Annotated in this window: 15 protein-coding genes; 4 read left to right on the top strand and 11 right to left on the bottom strand. The window is 69.9% G+C overall.

Going from position 1 to position 17984, the window contains the following annotated elements:
- Nucleotides 1–228: 228 nt before the first annotated feature.
- From ligA to SAM23877_RS24880, 4 genes are read right to left on the bottom strand one after another with little or no spacing between them, the layout of a single operon-like run.
- Entirely contained in the window at nucleotides 229–2424 is a 2196-nt protein-coding gene (gene ligA / locus SAM23877_RS24895) for an NAD-dependent DNA ligase LigA (protein WP_053137444.1), read from the bottom strand.
- A 15-nt stretch (nucleotides 2425–2439) separates the two neighbouring features.
- Nucleotides 2440–3447: a methionine synthase gene (locus SAM23877_RS24890; RefSeq protein WP_053137440.1), complete on the bottom strand. Its 1008-nt coding sequence runs from the start codon at nucleotides 3445–3447 to the stop codon at nucleotides 2440–2442.
- A 51-nt stretch (nucleotides 3448–3498) separates the two neighbouring features.
- Nucleotides 3499–4197, bottom strand: coding sequence for an SDR family oxidoreductase (locus SAM23877_RS24885; RefSeq protein ID WP_079030414.1), 699 nt, complete (start codon nucleotides 4195–4197; stop codon nucleotides 3499–3501).
- A gap of 18 nt (nucleotides 4198–4215) precedes the next feature.
- A complete protein-coding gene (locus SAM23877_RS24880) occupies nucleotides 4216–4755 on the bottom strand; it encodes an LOG family protein (RefSeq protein ID WP_053137437.1) in 540 nt (179 codons plus the stop codon).
- Nucleotides 4756–4848: 93 nt separating this feature from the next.
- Between SAM23877_RS24880 and SAM23877_RS24875 the strand changes: the two genes are divergently transcribed.
- The gene (locus SAM23877_RS24875; protein ID WP_053137434.1) at nucleotides 4849–5172 is read left to right on the top strand and encodes a DUF427 domain-containing protein; all 324 of its coding nucleotides are present in this window, start codon (nucleotides 4849–4851) and stop codon (nucleotides 5170–5172) included.
- A gap of 53 nt (nucleotides 5173–5225) precedes the next feature.
- Complete coding sequence (locus tag SAM23877_RS24870) at nucleotides 5226–6002, top strand: alpha/beta fold hydrolase (protein WP_053137430.1); 777 nt, start codon at nucleotides 5226–5228, stop codon at nucleotides 6000–6002.
- Between the two features lie 121 nt (nucleotides 6003–6123).
- On the opposite strand, the gene SAM23877_RS24865 is transcribed toward SAM23877_RS24870, so the two are convergent.
- From SAM23877_RS24865 to SAM23877_RS24850, 4 genes are all read right to left on the bottom strand, one after another.
- Nucleotides 6124–6876 carry a M48 family metallopeptidase gene (locus tag SAM23877_RS24865; protein ID WP_053137427.1) on the bottom strand — a complete coding sequence of 251 codons (753 nt, stop codon included), beginning with the start codon at nucleotides 6874–6876 and terminating at the stop codon, nucleotides 6124–6126.
- 62 nt (nucleotides 6877–6938) lie between these two features.
- Nucleotides 6939–10592, bottom strand: a complete 3654-nt coding sequence (locus tag SAM23877_RS24860) for a type I restriction endonuclease subunit R (protein WP_244902996.1) — start codon at nucleotides 10590–10592, stop codon at nucleotides 6939–6941.
- 154 nt (nucleotides 10593–10746) lie between these two features.
- Entirely contained in the window at nucleotides 10747–11313 is a 567-nt protein-coding gene (locus tag SAM23877_RS24855; RefSeq protein ID WP_053137424.1) for a Uma2 family endonuclease, read from the bottom strand.
- Nucleotides 11314–11459: 146 nt separating this feature from the next.
- Nucleotides 11460–12005, bottom strand: a complete 546-nt coding sequence (locus tag SAM23877_RS24850; RefSeq protein ID WP_079030413.1) for an ATP-binding protein — start codon at nucleotides 12003–12005, stop codon at nucleotides 11460–11462.
- A gap of 272 nt (nucleotides 12006–12277) precedes the next feature.
- On the opposite strand from SAM23877_RS24850, the gene SAM23877_RS24845 reads away from it, so the two are divergent.
- Nucleotides 12278–13126, top strand: a complete 849-nt coding sequence (locus SAM23877_RS24845) for a helix-turn-helix domain-containing protein (protein WP_053137422.1) — start codon at nucleotides 12278–12280, stop codon at nucleotides 13124–13126.
- Between the two features lie 8 nt (nucleotides 13127–13134).
- Complete coding sequence (locus tag SAM23877_RS24840; protein WP_053137419.1) at nucleotides 13135–13332, top strand: DUF397 domain-containing protein; 198 nt, start codon at nucleotides 13135–13137, stop codon at nucleotides 13330–13332.
- Here the strand turns inward: SAM23877_RS24840 and SAM23877_RS24835 are convergent.
- The 3 genes from SAM23877_RS24835 to SAM23877_RS24825 all read right to left on the bottom strand — a co-directional run bounded on the left by SAM23877_RS24835 (nucleotide 13301) and on the right by SAM23877_RS24825 (nucleotide 17977).
- On the bottom strand, nucleotides 13301–14497 hold the full coding sequence (locus SAM23877_RS24835) for a restriction endonuclease subunit S (RefSeq protein WP_053137416.1): 1197 nt from the start codon (nucleotides 14495–14497) through the stop codon (nucleotides 13301–13303). The genes SAM23877_RS24840 and SAM23877_RS24835 overlap by 32 nt on opposite strands.
- Nucleotides 14487–17087 carry a type I restriction-modification system subunit M gene (locus tag SAM23877_RS24830; RefSeq protein WP_053137412.1) on the bottom strand — a complete coding sequence of 867 codons (2601 nt, stop codon included), beginning with the start codon at nucleotides 17085–17087 and terminating at the stop codon, nucleotides 14487–14489. The genes SAM23877_RS24835 and SAM23877_RS24830 overlap by 11 nt, the downstream gene beginning before the upstream one ends.
- Before the next feature lie 122 nt (nucleotides 17088–17209).
- Complete coding sequence (locus tag SAM23877_RS24825; RefSeq protein ID WP_079030412.1) at nucleotides 17210–17977, bottom strand: RloB family protein; 768 nt, start codon at nucleotides 17975–17977, stop codon at nucleotides 17210–17212.
- Nucleotides 17978–17984: the final 7 nt, after the last annotated feature.

The raw sequence follows: 17984 nt of genomic DNA, 5'->3' as shown, positions 1-17984 counted from the left end.
GCCACGCGGACCCCGCCTCGACCACCATCAACGGCTCCGCGTCGGACATCCTTTCCCCCTGTCCCTCAGGGGCAGGAGAATGCCCCGACCGCAGCTGGGCACGGCAGGCGCACATCTCAACAGTAGGCCGCGGAAGGCTTCCTGGGGCACCGGTCACCGACGGTTGCCCGAATGCGACCCGGCCACCCGTATGCATCTGGTATGCGCCGAACGGGTGGCCTTCAACCGCTATTCCTCGGCCGAAAGCGCCGCTCCGGCCGCCGCTTCGGGTCCCTGTTCGAGCAGGACGGTGAAACCGTCCTCGTCCAGGACCGGCACCTTCAGTTGCATCGCCTTGTCGTACTTCGACCCGGGGTTGTCGCCGACCACGACGAACGACGTCTTCTTGGAGACCGATCCGGTCACCTTCGCGCCCCGGCTCTGCAGGGCGTCCTTGGCTCCGTCCCGGGTGAAGTTCTCCAGGGTGCCGGTGACGACGACGGTGAGCCCTTCGAGCGGGCGCGGGCCCTCGTCCTCGCCGGTCGACCGGTCCTCCAGCGGGACTCCGGCCGCCTTCCACTTGCGGACGATCTCGCGGTGCCACTCCTCGGCGAACCACTCCTTGACGGCGGCGGCGATGGTGTCGCCCACGCCTTCCGCGGTCGCCAGCTCCTGTTCGGTCGCCTGCTCGATGCGGTCGATGGAGCGGAACTCCCGCGCCAGCGCCTGTGCGGCGACGGGGCCCACGTACCGGATGGACAGGCCGTTGAGGAAGCGGGCCAGCGGGCGGGTCTTGGCTTCCTCGATGTGCTTCAGCAGGGCGAGGGTGTTCTTCTTGGGCTCGCCCTCCTTGTTGGCGAAGACCGTGGCGATCTTCTCCTCGCCCGTCTTGGGGTCGCGCTTGGGCAGCCCGCTGTCCGGGTCGAGGACGTACGCCCTGATGGGCAGCAGCTTCTCGACGGTGAGGTCGAAGACGTCCCCCTCGTCCACCAGCGGCGGTTCGGCCGGTTCCAGCGGCGCGGTCAGCGCGGCGGCCACCACGTCGCCGAAGTGCTCGATGTCCAGGCACTCGCGGCCGGCGAGGTAGGAGAGCCGGCCGCGCAACTGGGCCGGGCACTTGCGGGCGTTGGGGCAGCGGAGGTCGATGTCGCCCTCCTTCATGGCCTTCAGCGGCGTCCCGCACTCGGGGCACTCGGCCGGCATCACGAACTCCCGCTCGCTGCCGTCCCTCAGGTCGGCGACCGGTCCGAGGATCTCCGGGATCACGTCACCGGCCTTGCGCAGCACGACGGTGTCGCCGATGAGGACGCCCTTGGCCTTGACGACCTCCTGGTTGTGCAGCGTGGCGAACTCCACCTCGCTGCCGGCCACGGTGACCGGCTCGACCTGCGCGTACGGCGTGACGCGGCCGGTGCGGCCGACGCCGACCTTGATGTCGACGAGCTTGGTGTTGACCTCCTCCGGCGCGTACTTGTAGGCGATGGCCCAGCGCGGTGCGCGCGCGGTCGAGCCGAGCCGGCCCTGGAGGCGGATCTCGTCGAGCTTGACGACGACGCCGTCGATCTCGTGCGCCACGGAGTGGCGGTTCTCGCCGTAGTGGGCGATGAACTCGCGGACGCCGTCGAGGCCGTCGACCACCCGGTTGTGCGGGGAGGTGGGCAGGCCCCAGGACTTGAGCAGGTCGTAGCCCTGGGAGAGGCGGGTCATGCCCTTGAAGCCCTCCAGGACGCCGATGCCGTGGACCACCATGTGCAGCGGGCGGGTGGCGGTGACGCGCGGGTCCTTCTGGCGCAGTGAACCGGCCGCCGCGTTGCGCGGGTTGGCGAAGGGCTTGTCCCCCGCCTCGTTCAACCGGGCGTTGAGCTCCTGGAACTTCTCCATCGGGAAGTAGACCTCGCCGCGGATCTCCACCAGGTCGGGGACCTCGTCGCCCCGCAGGCGCTCGGGGATGTCGGCGATGGTCCGGACGTTGGGCGTGATGTCCTCGCCGGTGCGGCCGTCGCCGCGGGTGGCCGCGCGCACGAGGCGGCCGCGCTCGTAGGTGAGGTTGACGGCGAGTCCGTCGACCTTCAGCTCGCAGAGGAAGTGGTACTCCTGCTCGCCGAGTTCCTTGGCGATGCGCTCGGTCCAGGCGGCGAGTTCCTCGTCGTTGAAGGTGTTGTCGAGGGAGAGCATGCGGGAGCGGTGCTCCACGGCCGTGAACTCGGTCTCGTAGGACCCGGCCACCTTCTGGGTCGGGGAGTCCGGGGTGCGCAGCTCCGGGTACTCCTCCTCCAGCTCCTCCAGGGAGCGCAGCAGCCGGTCGAAGTCCGCGTCGCTGACGACCGGGGCGTCCTTCACGTAGTACCGGAAGCGGTGCTCCTCGATCTGCTCAGCGAGCTGCACGTGCTTCTCGCGCGCCTCGGCGGGCACGCTCGTCGTCTCCGCTTGCTTGTCGCCGGCCACCGTGTGGTCCTCCCGTTACTCTGGGTTGTCCGCGAGGGATCTCGCCGCCCGGGCGCAGTGGGCGAGCGCCCGGCGGGCGTACTCGGGGGACGCGCCCGCGAGTCCGCACGACGGGGTGACCGTCACCGCCTCCGCGAGCAGCCCCGGATGCAGCCCCAGCCTGCGCCACAGCGTCCTGACACCCATGACGCTACCGGCAGGGTCTGACAATGCGGTGTCCGTGCCGGGCACGACACCGGCGAACAGCCTGGTGCCGCTCTCGACCGCCTCGCCGATCGCCTCGTCGTCACGCTCGGTGAGGAGCGAGAAGTCGAAGGAGACGCCCGCGACGCCCGCGCGGCGCAGCAGGGCGAACGGCACGTCGGGTGCGCAGGAGTGGACCACGACGGGGCCGTCGCCGTGCACCGCGGCGGTGTCGCGCAGGGCGCCCTCGACGACCTGCCGGTCGACGGCCCGGTGGGTGCGGTAGCCGCTGGCGCTGCGCACCTGGCCGCGCAGGACGGCGGTGAGGGACGGCTCGTCGAGCTGGAGCACGGGCCGGGCGCCGGGCAGCCGGCGCCGGACCTCGGCGAGGTGCAGGCGCAGTCCCTCGGCGAGCGAGGCGGCGAGGTCGCGGCAGGCGCCGGCGTCGGAGAGGACCGCCTCCCCGTTCCTGAGCTCCAGCGCGGCGGCGAGCGTCCAGGGGCCGACGGCCTGGACCTTCACCGGTCCCTCGTAGCCCTGGGTGAACTCCTCCAGGGCGTCGAGGTCCTCGCGGAGCCAGGCACGGGCCCGCTTGGTGTCCCGTCCCGGCCGGTCGCCGAGCCGCCAGCCGCTGGGTTCCACGCGCGCGTACAGCTCGACGAGCATGCCGGCGGTGCGGCCGATCATGTCGGCACCGGGCCCGCGGGCGGGCAGTTCGGGGAGGTGGGGGAAGTCCTCGAAGGTGCCGGTGGCGGTCTTCACGGCCTCGCGGGCGTCCTGACCCGGCAGGGAACCGATGCCGGTGGCGGGGCCGAAGGCGGGCTGGCTGTTTTCAGTCACCGCAGCAGCCTACGGAGTCACCGCGGCAGCCTGCCGAACGGCCCGGCGCCGTCACCGCCCCGGCCGCACCGTCAGGTCGTTGACCTCCGCGTCCCGCGGCAGGTCCAGGGCCATCAGGATCGTCGTGGCCACGGACTCGGGGTCGATCCACTTCGAGGGGTCGTACTCCTTGCCCTCCTGCTGGTGCACCTTGGCCTGCATGGGGCTGGCGGTGCGCCCGGGGTAGACCGAGGTGACGCGCACGCCGTTCGCGTGCTCCTCCTGGCGCAGGGAGTCGGCCAGCGCCTTCAGGCCGTGCTTGGAGGCGGCGTAGGCGGACCAGCCGACGTGGGCGTTGAGGCCGGAGCCGGAGTTGACGAAGACCACCTGGCCCTGGGCGACGCGCAGCTGCGGCAGGAGGAGGCGGGTCAGCTCGGCGGGGGCGACCAGGTTGACGTTGAGCTGGTGGCGCCACGTCTTCGGGGTGAGGTCGCCGACCGGAGCGAGGTCGACCACCCCGGCGATGTGCAGCAACGAGTCCACCCGCCCGGGCAGCGTCTGGTGCGAGAGGGCCCAGGAGAGCTTGTCGGGGTCCGCGAGGTCGCCGACCAGCGTCTTCGCTCCGGGGAACACGGCGGCCAGTTCCTTGGCACGGCCCGCGTCGCGCGCGTGCAGCACGACCTCGTCGCCGCGCTCGTGCAGGCGGCGGGTCACGGCCGCGCCGATGCCGGAGCCCGCTCCGGTGATCACATGTGTAGCCATGCCCGCCATGCTCGCATCACCGCGGACTCACTCGATGCCCTGGCTCTCCTCCAGGTAGGCGAGCGCCCCGACCGGCTCCTCGGCGAAGAACACCAGCTCGGTGAGGGGACGCGGCAGGAAGCCCTCGTCCTCCATGCGGCGGAACTGCTCCCGGAGTCCGTCGTAGAAGCCCGCCGTGTTGAGCAGGACGACCGGCTTGTCGGTGTGCCCGTGCTTCTTCAGCTCCAGGATCTCCGTCGCCTCGTCCAGGGTGCCGGTGCCGCCCACCATGATCACCACGGCGTCCGCCTTCTCCAGCAGCAGCCGCTTGCGCTCGGCGAGGTCCTTGGCGATCACCATCTCGTCGGCGCCCTGGCGCGCCGTGGCCGCCAGGAAGTCCACCGACACGCCGAGCAGGCGCCCCCCGGCCTCCTGCACGCCGTCGGCGACCACCTTCATCAGGCCGACGTCCGAACCACCCCACACCAGGGTGTGACCGCCCTTTCCGAGCAGTTCGGCGAACTCCTTCGCGGGACGCGTGTAGCGCTCGTCGAGGTCGGCGGCGGAGAGGAAGACGCAGATGTTCATGGGGCCACGGTACGTTCGGCGCGCCACGGGGAAGAACCCGGCTTCCGGGCGCGCTGTAGCGACCGAGGCCGTTGCCGACCGAGGAGGACCGTCGTGACCAGGGGACACCGCATCACCGTCGAGCCGAGCGACCACCACGTACGCGCGGTCCACGGCGACCAGGTACTCGCGGAGAGCGAGGGGGCGCTGGTCCTGCGCGAGACGGGCTGTCCCGACCGGTACTACATCCCGGCCGAGGACGTACGGCTCGACCTGCTGACGCCGTCCGCCACCCGCACCCACTGCCCGTTCAAGGGCGACGCGTCCTACTGGTCGCTCCCGGACGCGGCGGACGTCGTCTGGGCGTACCCGGACCCGAAGCCGGAGGTGCGGGAGATCAAGGACCACCTCTGCTTCTACGACGTCGAGGTGTCCTGACCGCCTCGTGTCCTGAGCGGTGGAGCGCGTGCCGTAGGGCAGTCTGCTCAGGCATGGAGCACACTCTTTCGCGCGACGGCACGCGCATCGCCTACGAACGCACCGGGCAGGGGCTCGCGGCCGTCCTGGTCAGCGGCGCGATGTCCACGGGGGCCACGGTCGCGCCGCTGGCCGCCGCGCTGGCGGACCGTCTCGACGTCACCGTGTACGACCGCCGGGGCCGTGGGGAGAGCGGTGACACGGAGCCCTACGCGGTGGAGCGCGAGGTCGAGGATCTGGCGGCGCTGATCGAGGCGGTGGGCGGCGAGGCGTCGCTGTACGGCGTCTCGTCGGGCGGCGCGCTGGTGCTCCGCGCGGCGGCGAGCGGGCTGCCGGTGCGCCGGGTCGCCGTGTACGAGGTGCCGTACGCCATGGACGACGACGCCGCGCGGGCCGGCGCCGCGTACACCGAGCGGCTGACCGAGGCGCTCGCGCGGGGGCGGCGCGGGGAGGCGGTCGAGCTGTTCCTGCGGCTCACGGGGCTCGGTGAGGAGATGATCGGGAGCGCCCGCCAGTCCCCCCTGTGGGCGGGGATGGAGTCCGTCGCGCCGAGCCTGGCGTACGACGACGCGGTGATGGGCGACCACCGGGTCCCCCGGTCCGTGCTCGCCTCGGTCACCGCGCCCCTGCTGTCCCTGGCGGGCGGCGCGAGCGCGGACTGGATGCGCGCGGCCGCCAGGACGGTCGCCGAGACGGTTCCGCGGGGGACGTACCGCACTCTGGAGGGGCAGTCGCACAGGGTGGAGCCGGGCGTGCTGGCGCCGGTCCTCGCGGAGTTCTTCGCCCGGTGAGCGGCGCGGGGCGCCGCCCCCGGCTCAGGCCACGCCGGCCGTCGCGCGCGTGGTGGACGCGATCGTCGCCGAGCCCACCACGCGCTGCCGTCGTACAGCACGATCGAAGCTTGAGCGCTGGCTAGTGCCTTGGCAGGGAGACAGCTCCGCGCCACAGTCGGGGCTCCTCCTGCGCGAACTGCCGTTCACGCGCGTCGGCGTCGGGCAGCGCGAGCCGGACGGCCCCTCGGAAAGCCGCTCCGTGGCCGGGGTGCTTGAGGTGACAGAGCTCATGGATCAGGACGAGGTCCACCAGGGCGACCGGCAGCTGTATCACCGCCCAGTGCACGGTGATCGCGCCCTCCGGGGAACAGGCACCCCAGCGACGGCCGAGGTCCCGCACCTCGATGCCGTCCGGATCACGCACTCCCGCCAGTGAGGCCAGCGGCGGCAGCCGGGCAGCGAGCCAGCGCTCCCCGCGACTGCAGTACCACTCGACAAGGGGCCCGGCATCGGCGGCGGCCGACCGTGTTCGGGGCAGCTCCAGCCATCCCTGTCGCAGTCGTACGTGAGTGCCGGCGCCGTCGGGAGTGAGCCTGAGCCGGTACCGGCGGCCCAGGTAGGCGAAGCCTTCGCCACCGATCAGGTCCTTGACCGGTTCGGCCGCCCGCAGGTCCTGACGGCGGCGGACCTCGGCGGCGAGACGCGGGATGCGGCCACGCACCGCGTCGGCGATCTCTTTGGGATCCGCGTCGGCGGGAATCGCGAAGAGCACCCGGCCGTCCTCAGCGATCTCGATGCCGAGGGTGCGGCGCCGTGGCCGCACGACGACATCCCACCGCCACCCCCTGGGCACGGGGAGATCAGCGATGGCCTGTTCGACGACGGTGCTCACCCGCTCTTCCTACCATCCGGCAACGACATCACCCTGTCTGGCAGCCCTCGGCGTTCACCGAGTCAGGTGTCCCCGCCGTCCGCCTCGTCGCGCGGCCGGTATCCGAGGAAGTACTCGTGCCTCTCCACGGCCAGCTCCGTCAGATGGCTCGCGAGATCACCGATGTCGTCCCAGTCCATGGCGAGCCAGGTCTCCAGGTGCTCACAGAGTTCGCTGCGCATGCGGTTGCGGGCGGCGATCTGCGTGTGTATCTGCGGCCGCCGGACGAGCACCGACATCTCCACGGTGAGGCCGCGGGCCGCCCGGATCAGATCGGTGCCCGGCGGCCACGGTTCCCGCACGGCGTCTTCGGCGTGCTGCTGGAGCAGTCCGAGGACCAGCCGTTCGGTCCGGGAGTCGAGGCCGTCGTCGTTCTCCGGCTCCCGCTCCGCCTCGGCCACGTCCCCGACCAGACGTGCCAGGTCTGCCGCGGCCTGCTCGAAGTCGTCCCGCATCCGCGCGATGATCTCTTCGAGCCGGAGACTGAACCGCTGGTAGCCCGCCCGGTCGCCGCCGATCTTCGCGGTGATGCGCAGCTTCAGCGAGCCCGTCATGTACGAGCACCGCGCCCGGGGGTCGGCATTCGCGTCGACCCGTTCCATGAACTCCGGGTCGGTGAGTTCGACGGGTGGGATCCGCTGCCGGATCCCAGTGGTCTCGATGTGCTGCGAGATGAGCCGGCGCACCTTGGCCCCGTAGCGGCGCGGGCTGAACTGTTCACGGCCGTCGAGGTAGCGGCGTCTGGCCATGTACTGCAGTGTGCCCAGCTGGCCTGCCAGCTCCCGGTACTTCAGGGCTTCCGGGTCCGGCAGGACCGCGTTGAGCGCCGTCAGGAAGTCACGGACGCGTTCGTCGAACTCACCCCGCAGCAGCGGATCGTCGAGGCGTTGGCCGAGGAAGTCCTCCCACTGGGACTCGTCGCCGGGGTCGGTGACGTCCTGCCCGGCCAGGAAGCGGGTGACCTTCGCCCCGAGGTCTTCCAGGAGGGCCTTGGCGGCGGCATCCGACCGCAGCAGCAGTCCGTCCCGGTCCGGGCCGCGGCCGTCCGGCTGCGGTCCCTCGTAGTCCGGCTGGAGGTGGTCCACGGATACGTTCCGGTAGCCGAGGACGTGCCGCAGGTGCTCCTGATCGTAGGAGGCGAGCGAGCGGGCCAGTTCGGGACCGATGCCGACGTAGTCGACGACCTGGCCCCACTTCTTGGCCGGGTAGGGCCGGTTGGTGCGGGCCACGGCCTGCAGCAGTCCTGCGCCGGACAGCTTGCAGTCCAGGTAGAGGACCTGCTCGACAGGTGCGTCGAAGCCGGTGAGCAGCATCGACTGGACCACCACGAAGGCCATGGTCTCCGGTGACGCGCCGCCCTCCGTGTCCGGCGGCGCGGGCGGTCCGCTGTCCGCGGGCAGGTCGAGATCAACGTTCCACACCTGGCCACCGCTCGCCGGGGTGCCGACGCCGGACGGCTGCAGCCCGTGCGTCCTGACGTTCCATGCCGGGTCGGCCGTGATGTCTCGCGGAGGCAGCCCGTTCTTGAAGCGTTCGATGTGCGCGTCCTGGTGGCTCTTGGTGATCCAAGGCCGCCACGACTCCGGATCGCTGCCGCCCTGGCCCGCCGGGGAGATGACGACGGCCGCTTCGAGCGTTCTCAGTACCTCGCGGTCCGGCAGGAGCATGAGGAGCGCCCGCTCCTCGTCGTCGGCGTAGCGCGCAGCCATGGGGTCGGCGATCAGGGCCGGGTCGAGCGCGTCCAGGCGGGCGACCAGCCGGTCGCGGGCGGCGAGCAGCGCGGTGTGGTAGCGGACGGCGGCGAGCCGGGAGACGGTGGCGATCTGCGCCCCGAAGCGGTCGGGCAACGCGGTGCGGGCCCAGTGGTCGAGCATGTGCTCGGCCTTGGCCTCGATCACCGAAGGGGCTTCCAGAATCTCCTTGCGGCGGCCGAACTTGTGCAGCACCTTGGCCCGCAGCTCCGGATCGGACGGCACCTTCTCGTCGAACCGGGCGTCGAGGGCGGCCTGTTCGATGACATCCAGCGGTACGGCGTACGCCTCGTAGCGGACGGGTACGACGGACCGGTCGAGTTCGGCGTCGCGCAGGGTGTACGTGTCGGCGTACGGCCCGAAGATCTCCTCGCTGCGTTTGCGGTTGCTGCTGATCACCGGGGTGCCGGTGAAGCCCACGAACGCGGCGCGCGGCAGCATGGCCCGCCAGCGGGCGTGCTGCCACTTGTCCTGGCCCCGGTGGGCCTCGTCGACGAGGACGACGACATGGTGGTGCGGATTGGCCACCCGGTTCTGTACGTATCCCTCGTCCCCGCCGCCCTCCTCTTCGTCGTCGGGAGCGGCGTCGGGCAGTGACTCCTCGCGGCCGTCGTACGCCGTGTCATCACGCTGCGCCTTCTGCAAGGTGACGAGGACGACGTCCCCGACATCCACCTCCAGGTACTTTCTGGCCCGCTTGACGCTCGGCGCGCGGTGCACCTTCTCCTCGGTGGCGGCGAGGCTCGCCCGGATCTGCTTCTCCAGGTCGATGCGGTCGGTGACCACGACCACCTTGTGCGACTTCAGAGCGGGACGGCTGCGCAGGTGCCGGACCAGGAACGCCATGGTCAGGCTCTTGCCGGAGCCCTGGGTGTGCCAGACGACACCGCCCCGGTGGCTGACGGCCAGGCCGGCCGCCGCCTTCCGGTCCCGCTCCTCCAGCTTCCGCGTGAGTGCCTTCACCGCCTTGAACTGCTGGTGGCGGCCGACCAGTTTGACCGTACGGTGACCGCTTCCGAGCCGGGTGGTGAAGTCCCGTACCAGGTCGAGGAGATGGGCAGGGCGCAGCATCCCGGCGACGAGGATCTCCTGGTCGGTGAGGGCTGCCGACGCGGGCTTGCGTACCTCCTCGCGTACGCGGTCCTCACTCGCGGGTGCGACCGTGCGCCAGGGGGCGAAGTGCCGGGGTTCTGCGGTGACCGTGCCGGTCTCGGCGTGGTCGCGGTCGGTGGCGACAAGGACCTGCGCGAAGCGGACGAACTCGGGTACGGCGGCCGGGGAGTTGACACCCGCGTACCGGAGCACCTGGTCGACGGCGTCGTCCAGGGCGGCCCGCACGTCTCCCTGAGGTCCGGACACCAGGGGCGCCTTGCACTCGATCACCACCCAGGGCAGCCCGTTCACGAACAGCACGAGGTCGGGCGTGACGGGAGCGGCGCCCTTCCGCTCGACCCGGAACTGGGAGACGACGAGCAGGTCGTTGCCGCCGCCGGGCGTGTCCGGACGCTCCCCGAACTCGCCGTCCCAGTCGACGAGCCGTATGTGTTCGGGGTCGCCCTTCGTCCAGCCCGGCAGGGTGCGGGCGTTGCGGCCCTTGCGCAGGAGGTCGGTCACCTCCAGGTTCCCGGCGACACCGCGTTCCTTCGGGCCCTGCCCCGGCGCGGTGCCCTGGACCAGGGCGAGGAGATGGTCGAGCTGCGCGTCGCTCAGCCAGGGTTTCCCGTCAGACGGCCTCGGGTTGATCCTGGCCACGGCGGCCTTGAACCGGTCCGTGTACACGACGGTCTCGAAGCTCGTACGGTCCGAGGCGCGCGGCGCGGTGGCGGGTCCGGCGGTCGGGCCGCCCCGGAGATGGGTCCAGCCCATCGCCGTCAGCTGCTCGATCAGCGGACGCTCGGTCCTGACGTACTCCGGCTGCTCCGCCACGCGCCTGCCCTCCCCGGCTACCGGCCTCGATCCCCGCCCTCCGGTACGGGACAGGAGATCGAAACTCTATCGGCGGCCGGGGAGCGTGGCGCAGGGTGCGCGCGGATCAGGCGGCGAGCACGGTGAGGGTGGCCGGAAATCACCTGCGCCTTGCTCAGAGGCGCGTGGTGTCCAGGACGATCCCGAAGGGCTCGGGCAGGGTGACCGGGGTACCGAAGGGGTGAGGGCCGTCGGCCTTGGTGTAGCCGAGTCCGCCCGGCTCGGAGAAGAGGGTGACTTCGCGGTTCTGCCGGTCGACCAGTAGGTACAGCGGAGCGCCGTACTCGGCGTAGCGCTTGCGCTTGGTGACGCGGTCCGTGTCGCCGTTGGACTTCGGGGTGACCTCGACCGCCAGAAGCGTCAGATCCGGGGGGACAACCATGTTGTCACCCTGCGCGAGTCCCTCGGGGACGACGGCGATGTCCGGGACGTACCAGTTGGGCGAGCCAGGGAGGTCGATGTCCTCGGAGCCCTCGACGCAGCCGAGTTCGTCGACGCGGTCCTCGATCTGCCGACGAATGACCCGTGTGACGCGTTCGTGGTCCCAGGTCGGCGGCACGGGTTGGATGATCCCTTCGATGATCTGTACGCGGCTGCCGGCCATGTACCTGATGGCGTGCTTCAGGGCACGCTCGTGATCGATGTCCGCGTACCTGTCGTCGGGCTGCGGGTGGGTACTCATGGCGTCGTCGCCTTCTCTCGCGGAACGGCTTGATCGGTGTACCACGGGCGCTGTGAGTCCTGAAGCGGGATGCCGGCGGTGTTCCCCATACGGGTGATGAACACTGCCGGCGTCGACCGCGGGAGGTACGGCACCGGGTGCGCGGATCAGGCCGCGAGCGCCGGGGACGGCGACCGGAAATCACCGCCAAGGGCAAGCTCGAACCAGATGGTCTTGCCACCCGGTCCGCCATTCGGCCCGTCGACGGACCCGCAGCCGCCCCACCGGTCGGCGAGACTCTCGATGATCGGCAACCCACGGCCACAGGGAGCGGTGGGATCGGGCATCGCCGCGCCCGGGGCGAACGGAGGCAGGTCCGGACTCGCGTCCCACACGCTCACCCGCAGCGCGGGGTACAGCCACTGCATCCGGACGATGACCGGGCCCTTGGTGTGCCGCACCGAGTTGGTGGCAAGCTCGCAGGTCAACAGCTCGGCTCGGTCGGCGAGTTCACCGACCCCGTGCGCGTGGAGTACGGCACGGAGGGTGCCCCGGACGATCCGGGGGCCGCGTGGGTCGCAGGGGAAGTGGATCTCGTACACCCAGGGGGCGTTGAAGGGAAGCGGGGCGGGGTGGTCGCCGTAGCCGACGTCGTAACTGACGGGGTGGGTCGATTCGTTGCTCGGTTCAGTGCTCTGTTCGTTGCTGCTCACGAGGGTCTACCTCCGTGGTGCGGAACGGGATCTTTGGGACGTCTGCTTGCGAACTGCCGGACGGCGGTGGCAGTGCCGGGACCCTGCCTTCCGGAGGGCAGGGGGGCCGGTGCGCTTCCGCGGGGCGGCGGTTCAACTGACGACAGTTCAGCAAGAGTGGCGCTGAAAGTACAACGGGTGAGACCGTTACCACTCCAACGGGTTGAATTGCTGGAATCGGTAGACGGGCTAAACCTCCGTCGGCACACTGACCGCGAACTCAGGGAGGCTAGATGGCACCACGACCGACGCCGTCCGTCCGGCAGCGCCGGTTCGGTCGAGAACTGCGCCGGCTACGCGAGGCCGCAGGAATGTCCGCCCCGCGAGCGGCCGAACTGCTTGGCACAGATCGGACCACCATCTCCAACGTGGAATCAGGGCGATTCGGCATCAGTGAGCCGCGACTCCGCCGCCTGACCAGCATCTACGAATGCGACAACGCCAGCCTCGTCAACGCCCTCGCCGCTATGACCGGCGGGCGGACACGTGGCTGGTGGGACGAGTACCGCGGCAAGATCCCGCCGGACTTTCTTGACGTGTCCGAACTGGAGCACTACGCCTCCGGCCTGCGCACACTCCAGATGGCGCACATCCCTGGCGTGTTTCAGATCGAGGAGCACGCGCGTGCGCTGTTCGACTTGTACGTTCCCGCGCTGCCACGTCTGGAGGTGGAACTGCGCGTAGCACACCGCCTGTCACGCCACCGAGTGGTCGAGGAGAGGGCCGTCCCCTACACGGGACTGATCCATGAAGCCGCGCTCCGGTTCCAGGTCGGTGGACGCCGAACAGCCAAAGCCCAGCTCAACTGGCTTCTGGCCGAAAGTGAACGCCCCAACGTAACTCTGCTCGTCATCCCGCTGGCCACGGAAGGGTTTCCGATGGCCGGGGACACCATGATGTACGTGTCGGCCTCCGACTCCCACCTCGACACCGTCGAGGTGGACTCCCCCACCGGCGCGGTGTTCTTCGACAGCCCCACCCAACTGGCCAACTTCCGGCGACGGCTGGACTTGGTCGAACAGGTGGCGTTGAATCCGGAGGAGTCGAGGGACCGGATCCTCGAAGTCGTCGGAGAACTCTAGAAGGTGCCGTGCTGCCCGAACTGAGATGGACCAAGTCCTCCTACTCCGAGGCGGCCGGAAACGCATGCGTCGAGGTCGCCACGTCACGGGACGGGATCGCCGTGCGGGACAGCAAACGCCCGGCGAACGTGTTCGTCACGGGCCGGGCGTCATTCGATGCGCTGATCGAGAGCCTCAGGTCCGGTTCACTCGGGTCCGGCCACTGAGCAGGTCCTCTACTACGGCCCGTTGCGTGACACGAAGCTTGTCGAGGAGTACTCGTACGGTGGCGGACCGCCGGTCAACCGACATGACTGCGTCGACCGCCTTCCGCTGCTCTGTAATCGTCGGCAGGGGGATTCTCAGCGATTCCACTGTGCCAGCACTGATCTTGACCATGCTCTCACTGGTTCCTCGCGCTCCTGCCTGCACATCACGTCGGACGCGTGAAGAACCAAGTACCAGCTCCAGGTACGCGGTGAGGCATCGGTCCTCGTCCGGCCTCAATCGCATCATGAGGTCCGGATAGCTGCACGGCTGACCGACATCCCTGAAACGTGCGGCGAGACCCACGAGTTCACGGGTGTTGGCCCGGCTCATCAGCAAGTCTCCGTCAGCCAGACGGGAGCGCTCAGCGAGCGGCGACTTCGGGATCCGCTTCAACTGGCGAGGGACGAACCCATCGTTGGTCAGGCAGCCGAGCCCCAGAACGAGCATCCCGGTCCACTCATGGACCTCGGACGCCGAATAGCCGTTCTTCGGGCTCTCAGTGAGTAGGTCACCAAGTCGCGCATCAGGCCCTGTGGCCCGTTCGTCAACGATCCCTCTCCGAAGCGTGGCCAGCTTCGCCAGCTCCCGCTCCAACGCCCCGATCCGCCGCTCGAACGCCTCGTTCGCAGCGACAATGTCGCGCTGTTCGGGCAGCGGGAACAAAGGAACCTGGAGCTTCTTCACCTCGGCCTGAGGGATCTGGAACTGGCCACTCGTCCCACGCATTCCACGCCGGACCTGCCGTCTCACTCTGTCGCTCGCCAGCATCAAACCTAGGAACTCGGCATTGAGCCGCTCCGGGTCCGGCACCAGCCGGTACATCAGGTCGGACAGTACAAGCCGAGGCCGAACATGCTTTGCAACGCATGACGCCCCTACAAGGGCCTGCGCTCCGTTCACGCGCACCATAAGCACATCGCGAGCACGCACTTCGAGTCGCGGGTAGGCCGGATCCCACGTCACCAACCGCTTGGCCTGCGAGGCCGTGAACTCTCCGGATGTCAGGGCTCCCAGCCGAAGCAAGCCCCACTCATCGTCTGCCGGTGGCTCAACCTTCGCGCCCTTGGCCACACCGACCCCGACGTCCATCAGTAGCTCGTGGAGCGGAACCTCAACGCCCATAACCCAGCACCCCCAGCCACTCCGCCAGCCCCTTCGCCGCGTCCCCGCTCTCGCTTTCCAGGTCCGTCAGCGACACCTCGTACTTCTTGGCCCAGCGTCGGAAGGAAGCGACGATCTCGCGGCGGCCCGCCGCCAGCGCCGCGTTCAGGCGGTCGGACAGGTCACGGCGCAGGACGGCGAGGACGACACTCTCAGGGCCACCCGGCTCGGACAGCTTCCACTTGGCCGCCTGCTTCAACTCCGGCAGGAAGCTGTCGTCCAGCGCCTTGCGCTTCTTGCGTGCCGCCGTCAGGGCCTTCTTGGCCGCCGTCAACGCCTTGTCCAGGGCGGCGAGCTCCTCCGGGGCGACCGGCTCCGCCGGTTCACCGGACTCGGAGTCGGACTCGTCGTCCGTGTCCGTACCCGCATCCGCCACCTCCGCCCTCGCCTCAGCCGCCGTCTTCGCCGCGGCCTCCGCCTCCGCGACAGCCTTGTCGGCCGCCTTGACCAGCTCCAGGAACTCCGGGATCAGCTCCCGTACGACCGGCTGGTCGAGGGCCCTGCGGCGCTCCGCCGGAGAAACCGAGGTGCGCTTCGCGTCGTCCGCGCCGCCGCCCGGGACCGCCGGGTCGACGATCGCCTCGACGGAGTCGACCCAGCCTTCCAGGACCCGCTCGAAGCCGCCCGCCGCGAGGGCCTTCATGTCGTAGCGATTCTCCGTCCACCAGGCGGCGATGATGCCGGCGGTAGTGAACTCGTCGAGAACCCCTGCGCCGCCGACCGCGGCCGTGAACTCGTCGAGAAGCCCGCTGCGCAGGTCCATCAGTTTCCGGTCCGCCGCGAGCTGTGCGAAGAGACCGGAGCTCTTCGACCACCACTCGTCATACGTCTCGCGCAGCTCCGACTCCCGCGCGTACGTCAGTCGCGGAATACGGGCGGCCGTGGCGTCTGCGCCCTCCGGCAGGAAGTCGTAATACTCGCCTGAGCCCTCCCTGCGCGCGAACAGCGAACCCGCATCGACCCCGTACGCCTTGAACAGCCCCTCCTTGGCCGCAACCTCGGCGACCGGCACTCCCCCGTACAGATGTGCCCGCACGTCCTGCGGCTCCGCGGGCGGCGAGTTGTCCACCCAGCGGCGGATGTTGAAGTTCGCCTCGGGGACGCCCTTCGCGTCGGGGGCGAGGAGTTCGTCGCGGTGGACCTCGCGCGAGTAGCCGTCGATGAGGCGCCATTCGCGGAAGACCGTGACGATCTTCTCGATGTGTTCGGGGCCGAGTTCGTTCTGGTTGCGGCCGGGGGTGAAGTCCCGGTCGGCGTTGATGAAGAGGACCTTTTCCCGGCGCTTCGGGTCGGTCTTCCCGTGCGGGGGCCGCAGGATCAGGATGCAGGCCGGGACGCCCGCGCCGTAGAACAGGTTCGGGCCGAGGCCGATGACAGCCTCCACGCAGTCCGCGCGGAGCATCCCGACGCGGATCTCGCGTTCCTTGCCGCCCCGGAAGAGCACCCCGTACGGCATGACGACGGCCGCTCGTCCGCCGTCCTCCTCCAGAACCGACACCATGTGCTGGACGAACATCAGGTCGGCCTTCTTGCCGCTCCCGGGCGTCCAGCCCCAGTGCATCCGCTTGCCGTGGTCCTCGTCGGCCTTGGCGACGGTGTCCTCGTCGTACGGGAGCGAGAACGGAGGGTTCGACAGGATCGCCGAGAACTTGCGCAGCCGCCCGTTCTCGTCGAGGTGGAGCGGCTCGGCGAGGGTGTCACCGTGCTGGAGGTCGAAGGAGTGGATACCGTGCAGGACCATGTTCATGCTGGCCATGGACCAGGACGGGCCGTTCTTGTCCTGCCCGTTGACCGACAGTTCCTCGGGGTTGCCGCCGTGTTCCTCGACGTGCTCGCGGGCCGCGATCAGCATGCCGCCGGAGCCCGCGCACGGGTCGTACACCGACTCCCCGGCCTGTGGGTCGACCAGGCGCACCATCATCCGCACCACCGAACGCGGCGTGTAGAACTCGCCGCCGCGCTGGCCGGCCGAGTCCGCGAACCGGCCGAGGAGGTACTCGTAGGCCGCGCCCAGCATGTCGGGGAACTCGAAGTCCTCGTTGCGCAGCCGGTAGAGGCTGAAGTGCCGGATCAGCGAACGGAGCTCGGGGTCGGTGAAGCGCGGCTTGGTGCCGACCACCTCGTTGAAGCTGATGTGCGAGGCGATGCCCGCGAGCAGGTCGTTGCCCTCCTGCAGCGCCACCAGGGACTCGTCGAGGCCCTGGCCGACCTTCTCGGTCAGGGCCATGATGCCGGGCGCCGGGGTCTGCGGCCTCTCCGGGTCGTGGTGTGGTCCACGCCACCAGCGGGCCCGCGGCGGCACGTAGAAGACGCGGGGGTAGGCCCTCGGGTTGTTCGCCTTGGCCAGTGCCCTCGTCTCGTCGCCGCCGGTCTGCGCGAGCCGCTCCTCGTACACCCGCTTCCACTCCGGCTCGAACTCGTCCGAGGCCCGCTTCAGGAAGAGCATCCCGAAGATGAAGTCGCGGTACTCGGAGGCGTCCATCCGGCCGCGCAGGATGTCGGCGGCCGAGAAGAGATGGCGCTCGAGCTCGGGCAGGGTGATTCGGGCCACGCGCTGATCCTTCGTACGGAAATGGAGGTGCTACGGAAGGTTAGACGGCTCACCGGTGCGCGAGGTAACCCGCGCGGAACCCGGACATGCGCCGCTGTACACGCGGGCGGCTGGGCAGTCGCTCAGACCTTGACGATGCCCAGGCTGACCAGGAGTCGCCACACGTCCGTGGACGGGTCGCGGTCCAGGACCTCGCAGTTCTTGGCGTGGCCGGAGCGGGCGGCCCTTTCCTTCGCCGAGCGAGCGTACTTCGGAGCCTCGAACGTGGCGTTGGCGGGCTTGCACGCATCGTGCTCGCACTGACCGACCAGGGCTCGCGCGTGCTGCACCGCCGCCTTCTCCTTGCCCTTCAGCGCCTTGGTACGGGCAGCGTCAAGGCCCTTGTCGGGCTTGTCGAACCGCTTGTAAGCGGGGTCGGCCTTGCGCAGCTTCTCCAGGACGTGCGTGTTCTTCGCCGCGCCCTGGGCGCCGCCGAACGGCTGGAAGTGCAGCAGCAGCCACAGTTCGAAGGAGGGGTGGGAGAAGCAGACCTCGGTGTCCGAGGCCGCTGCGGCGTCGAAGGCCTCCGGGATGTCGTGGTGGCTGTCCCGGTCGAAGAGCACCCAGGTCTCGTCCTCCCCCCGGGCCGCTTCGACGACCGCCTTGACGGCACGGGACGGGATCAGGCCGTCGGCCTTGCGGACCGGCTTGATGGTGAAGGCCGGCCGGCCGGTCTCGCTGTCACCACTCCCGTACTCCTTGTTGAGGTACCGCAGGTAGTCGTACTCGGTCGCCTCGCCTTCGCAGCCCACGTACAGCACCCGCTCACGACGTGAGTACTGCGACGGAGGCGCCTGCGGCGGCATCACCGTGCTCGCCGCGTCCTTCTTCGACCTGCGTCTGCTGCTCATGCTCCGT

This window comes from Streptomyces ambofaciens ATCC 23877 (genome assembly GCF_001267885.1).
GTDB classification, from domain to species: domain Bacteria; phylum Actinomycetota; class Actinomycetes; order Streptomycetales; family Streptomycetaceae; genus Streptomyces; species Streptomyces ambofaciens.
This window is presented reverse-complemented; position numbering and strand designations above follow the sequence as displayed.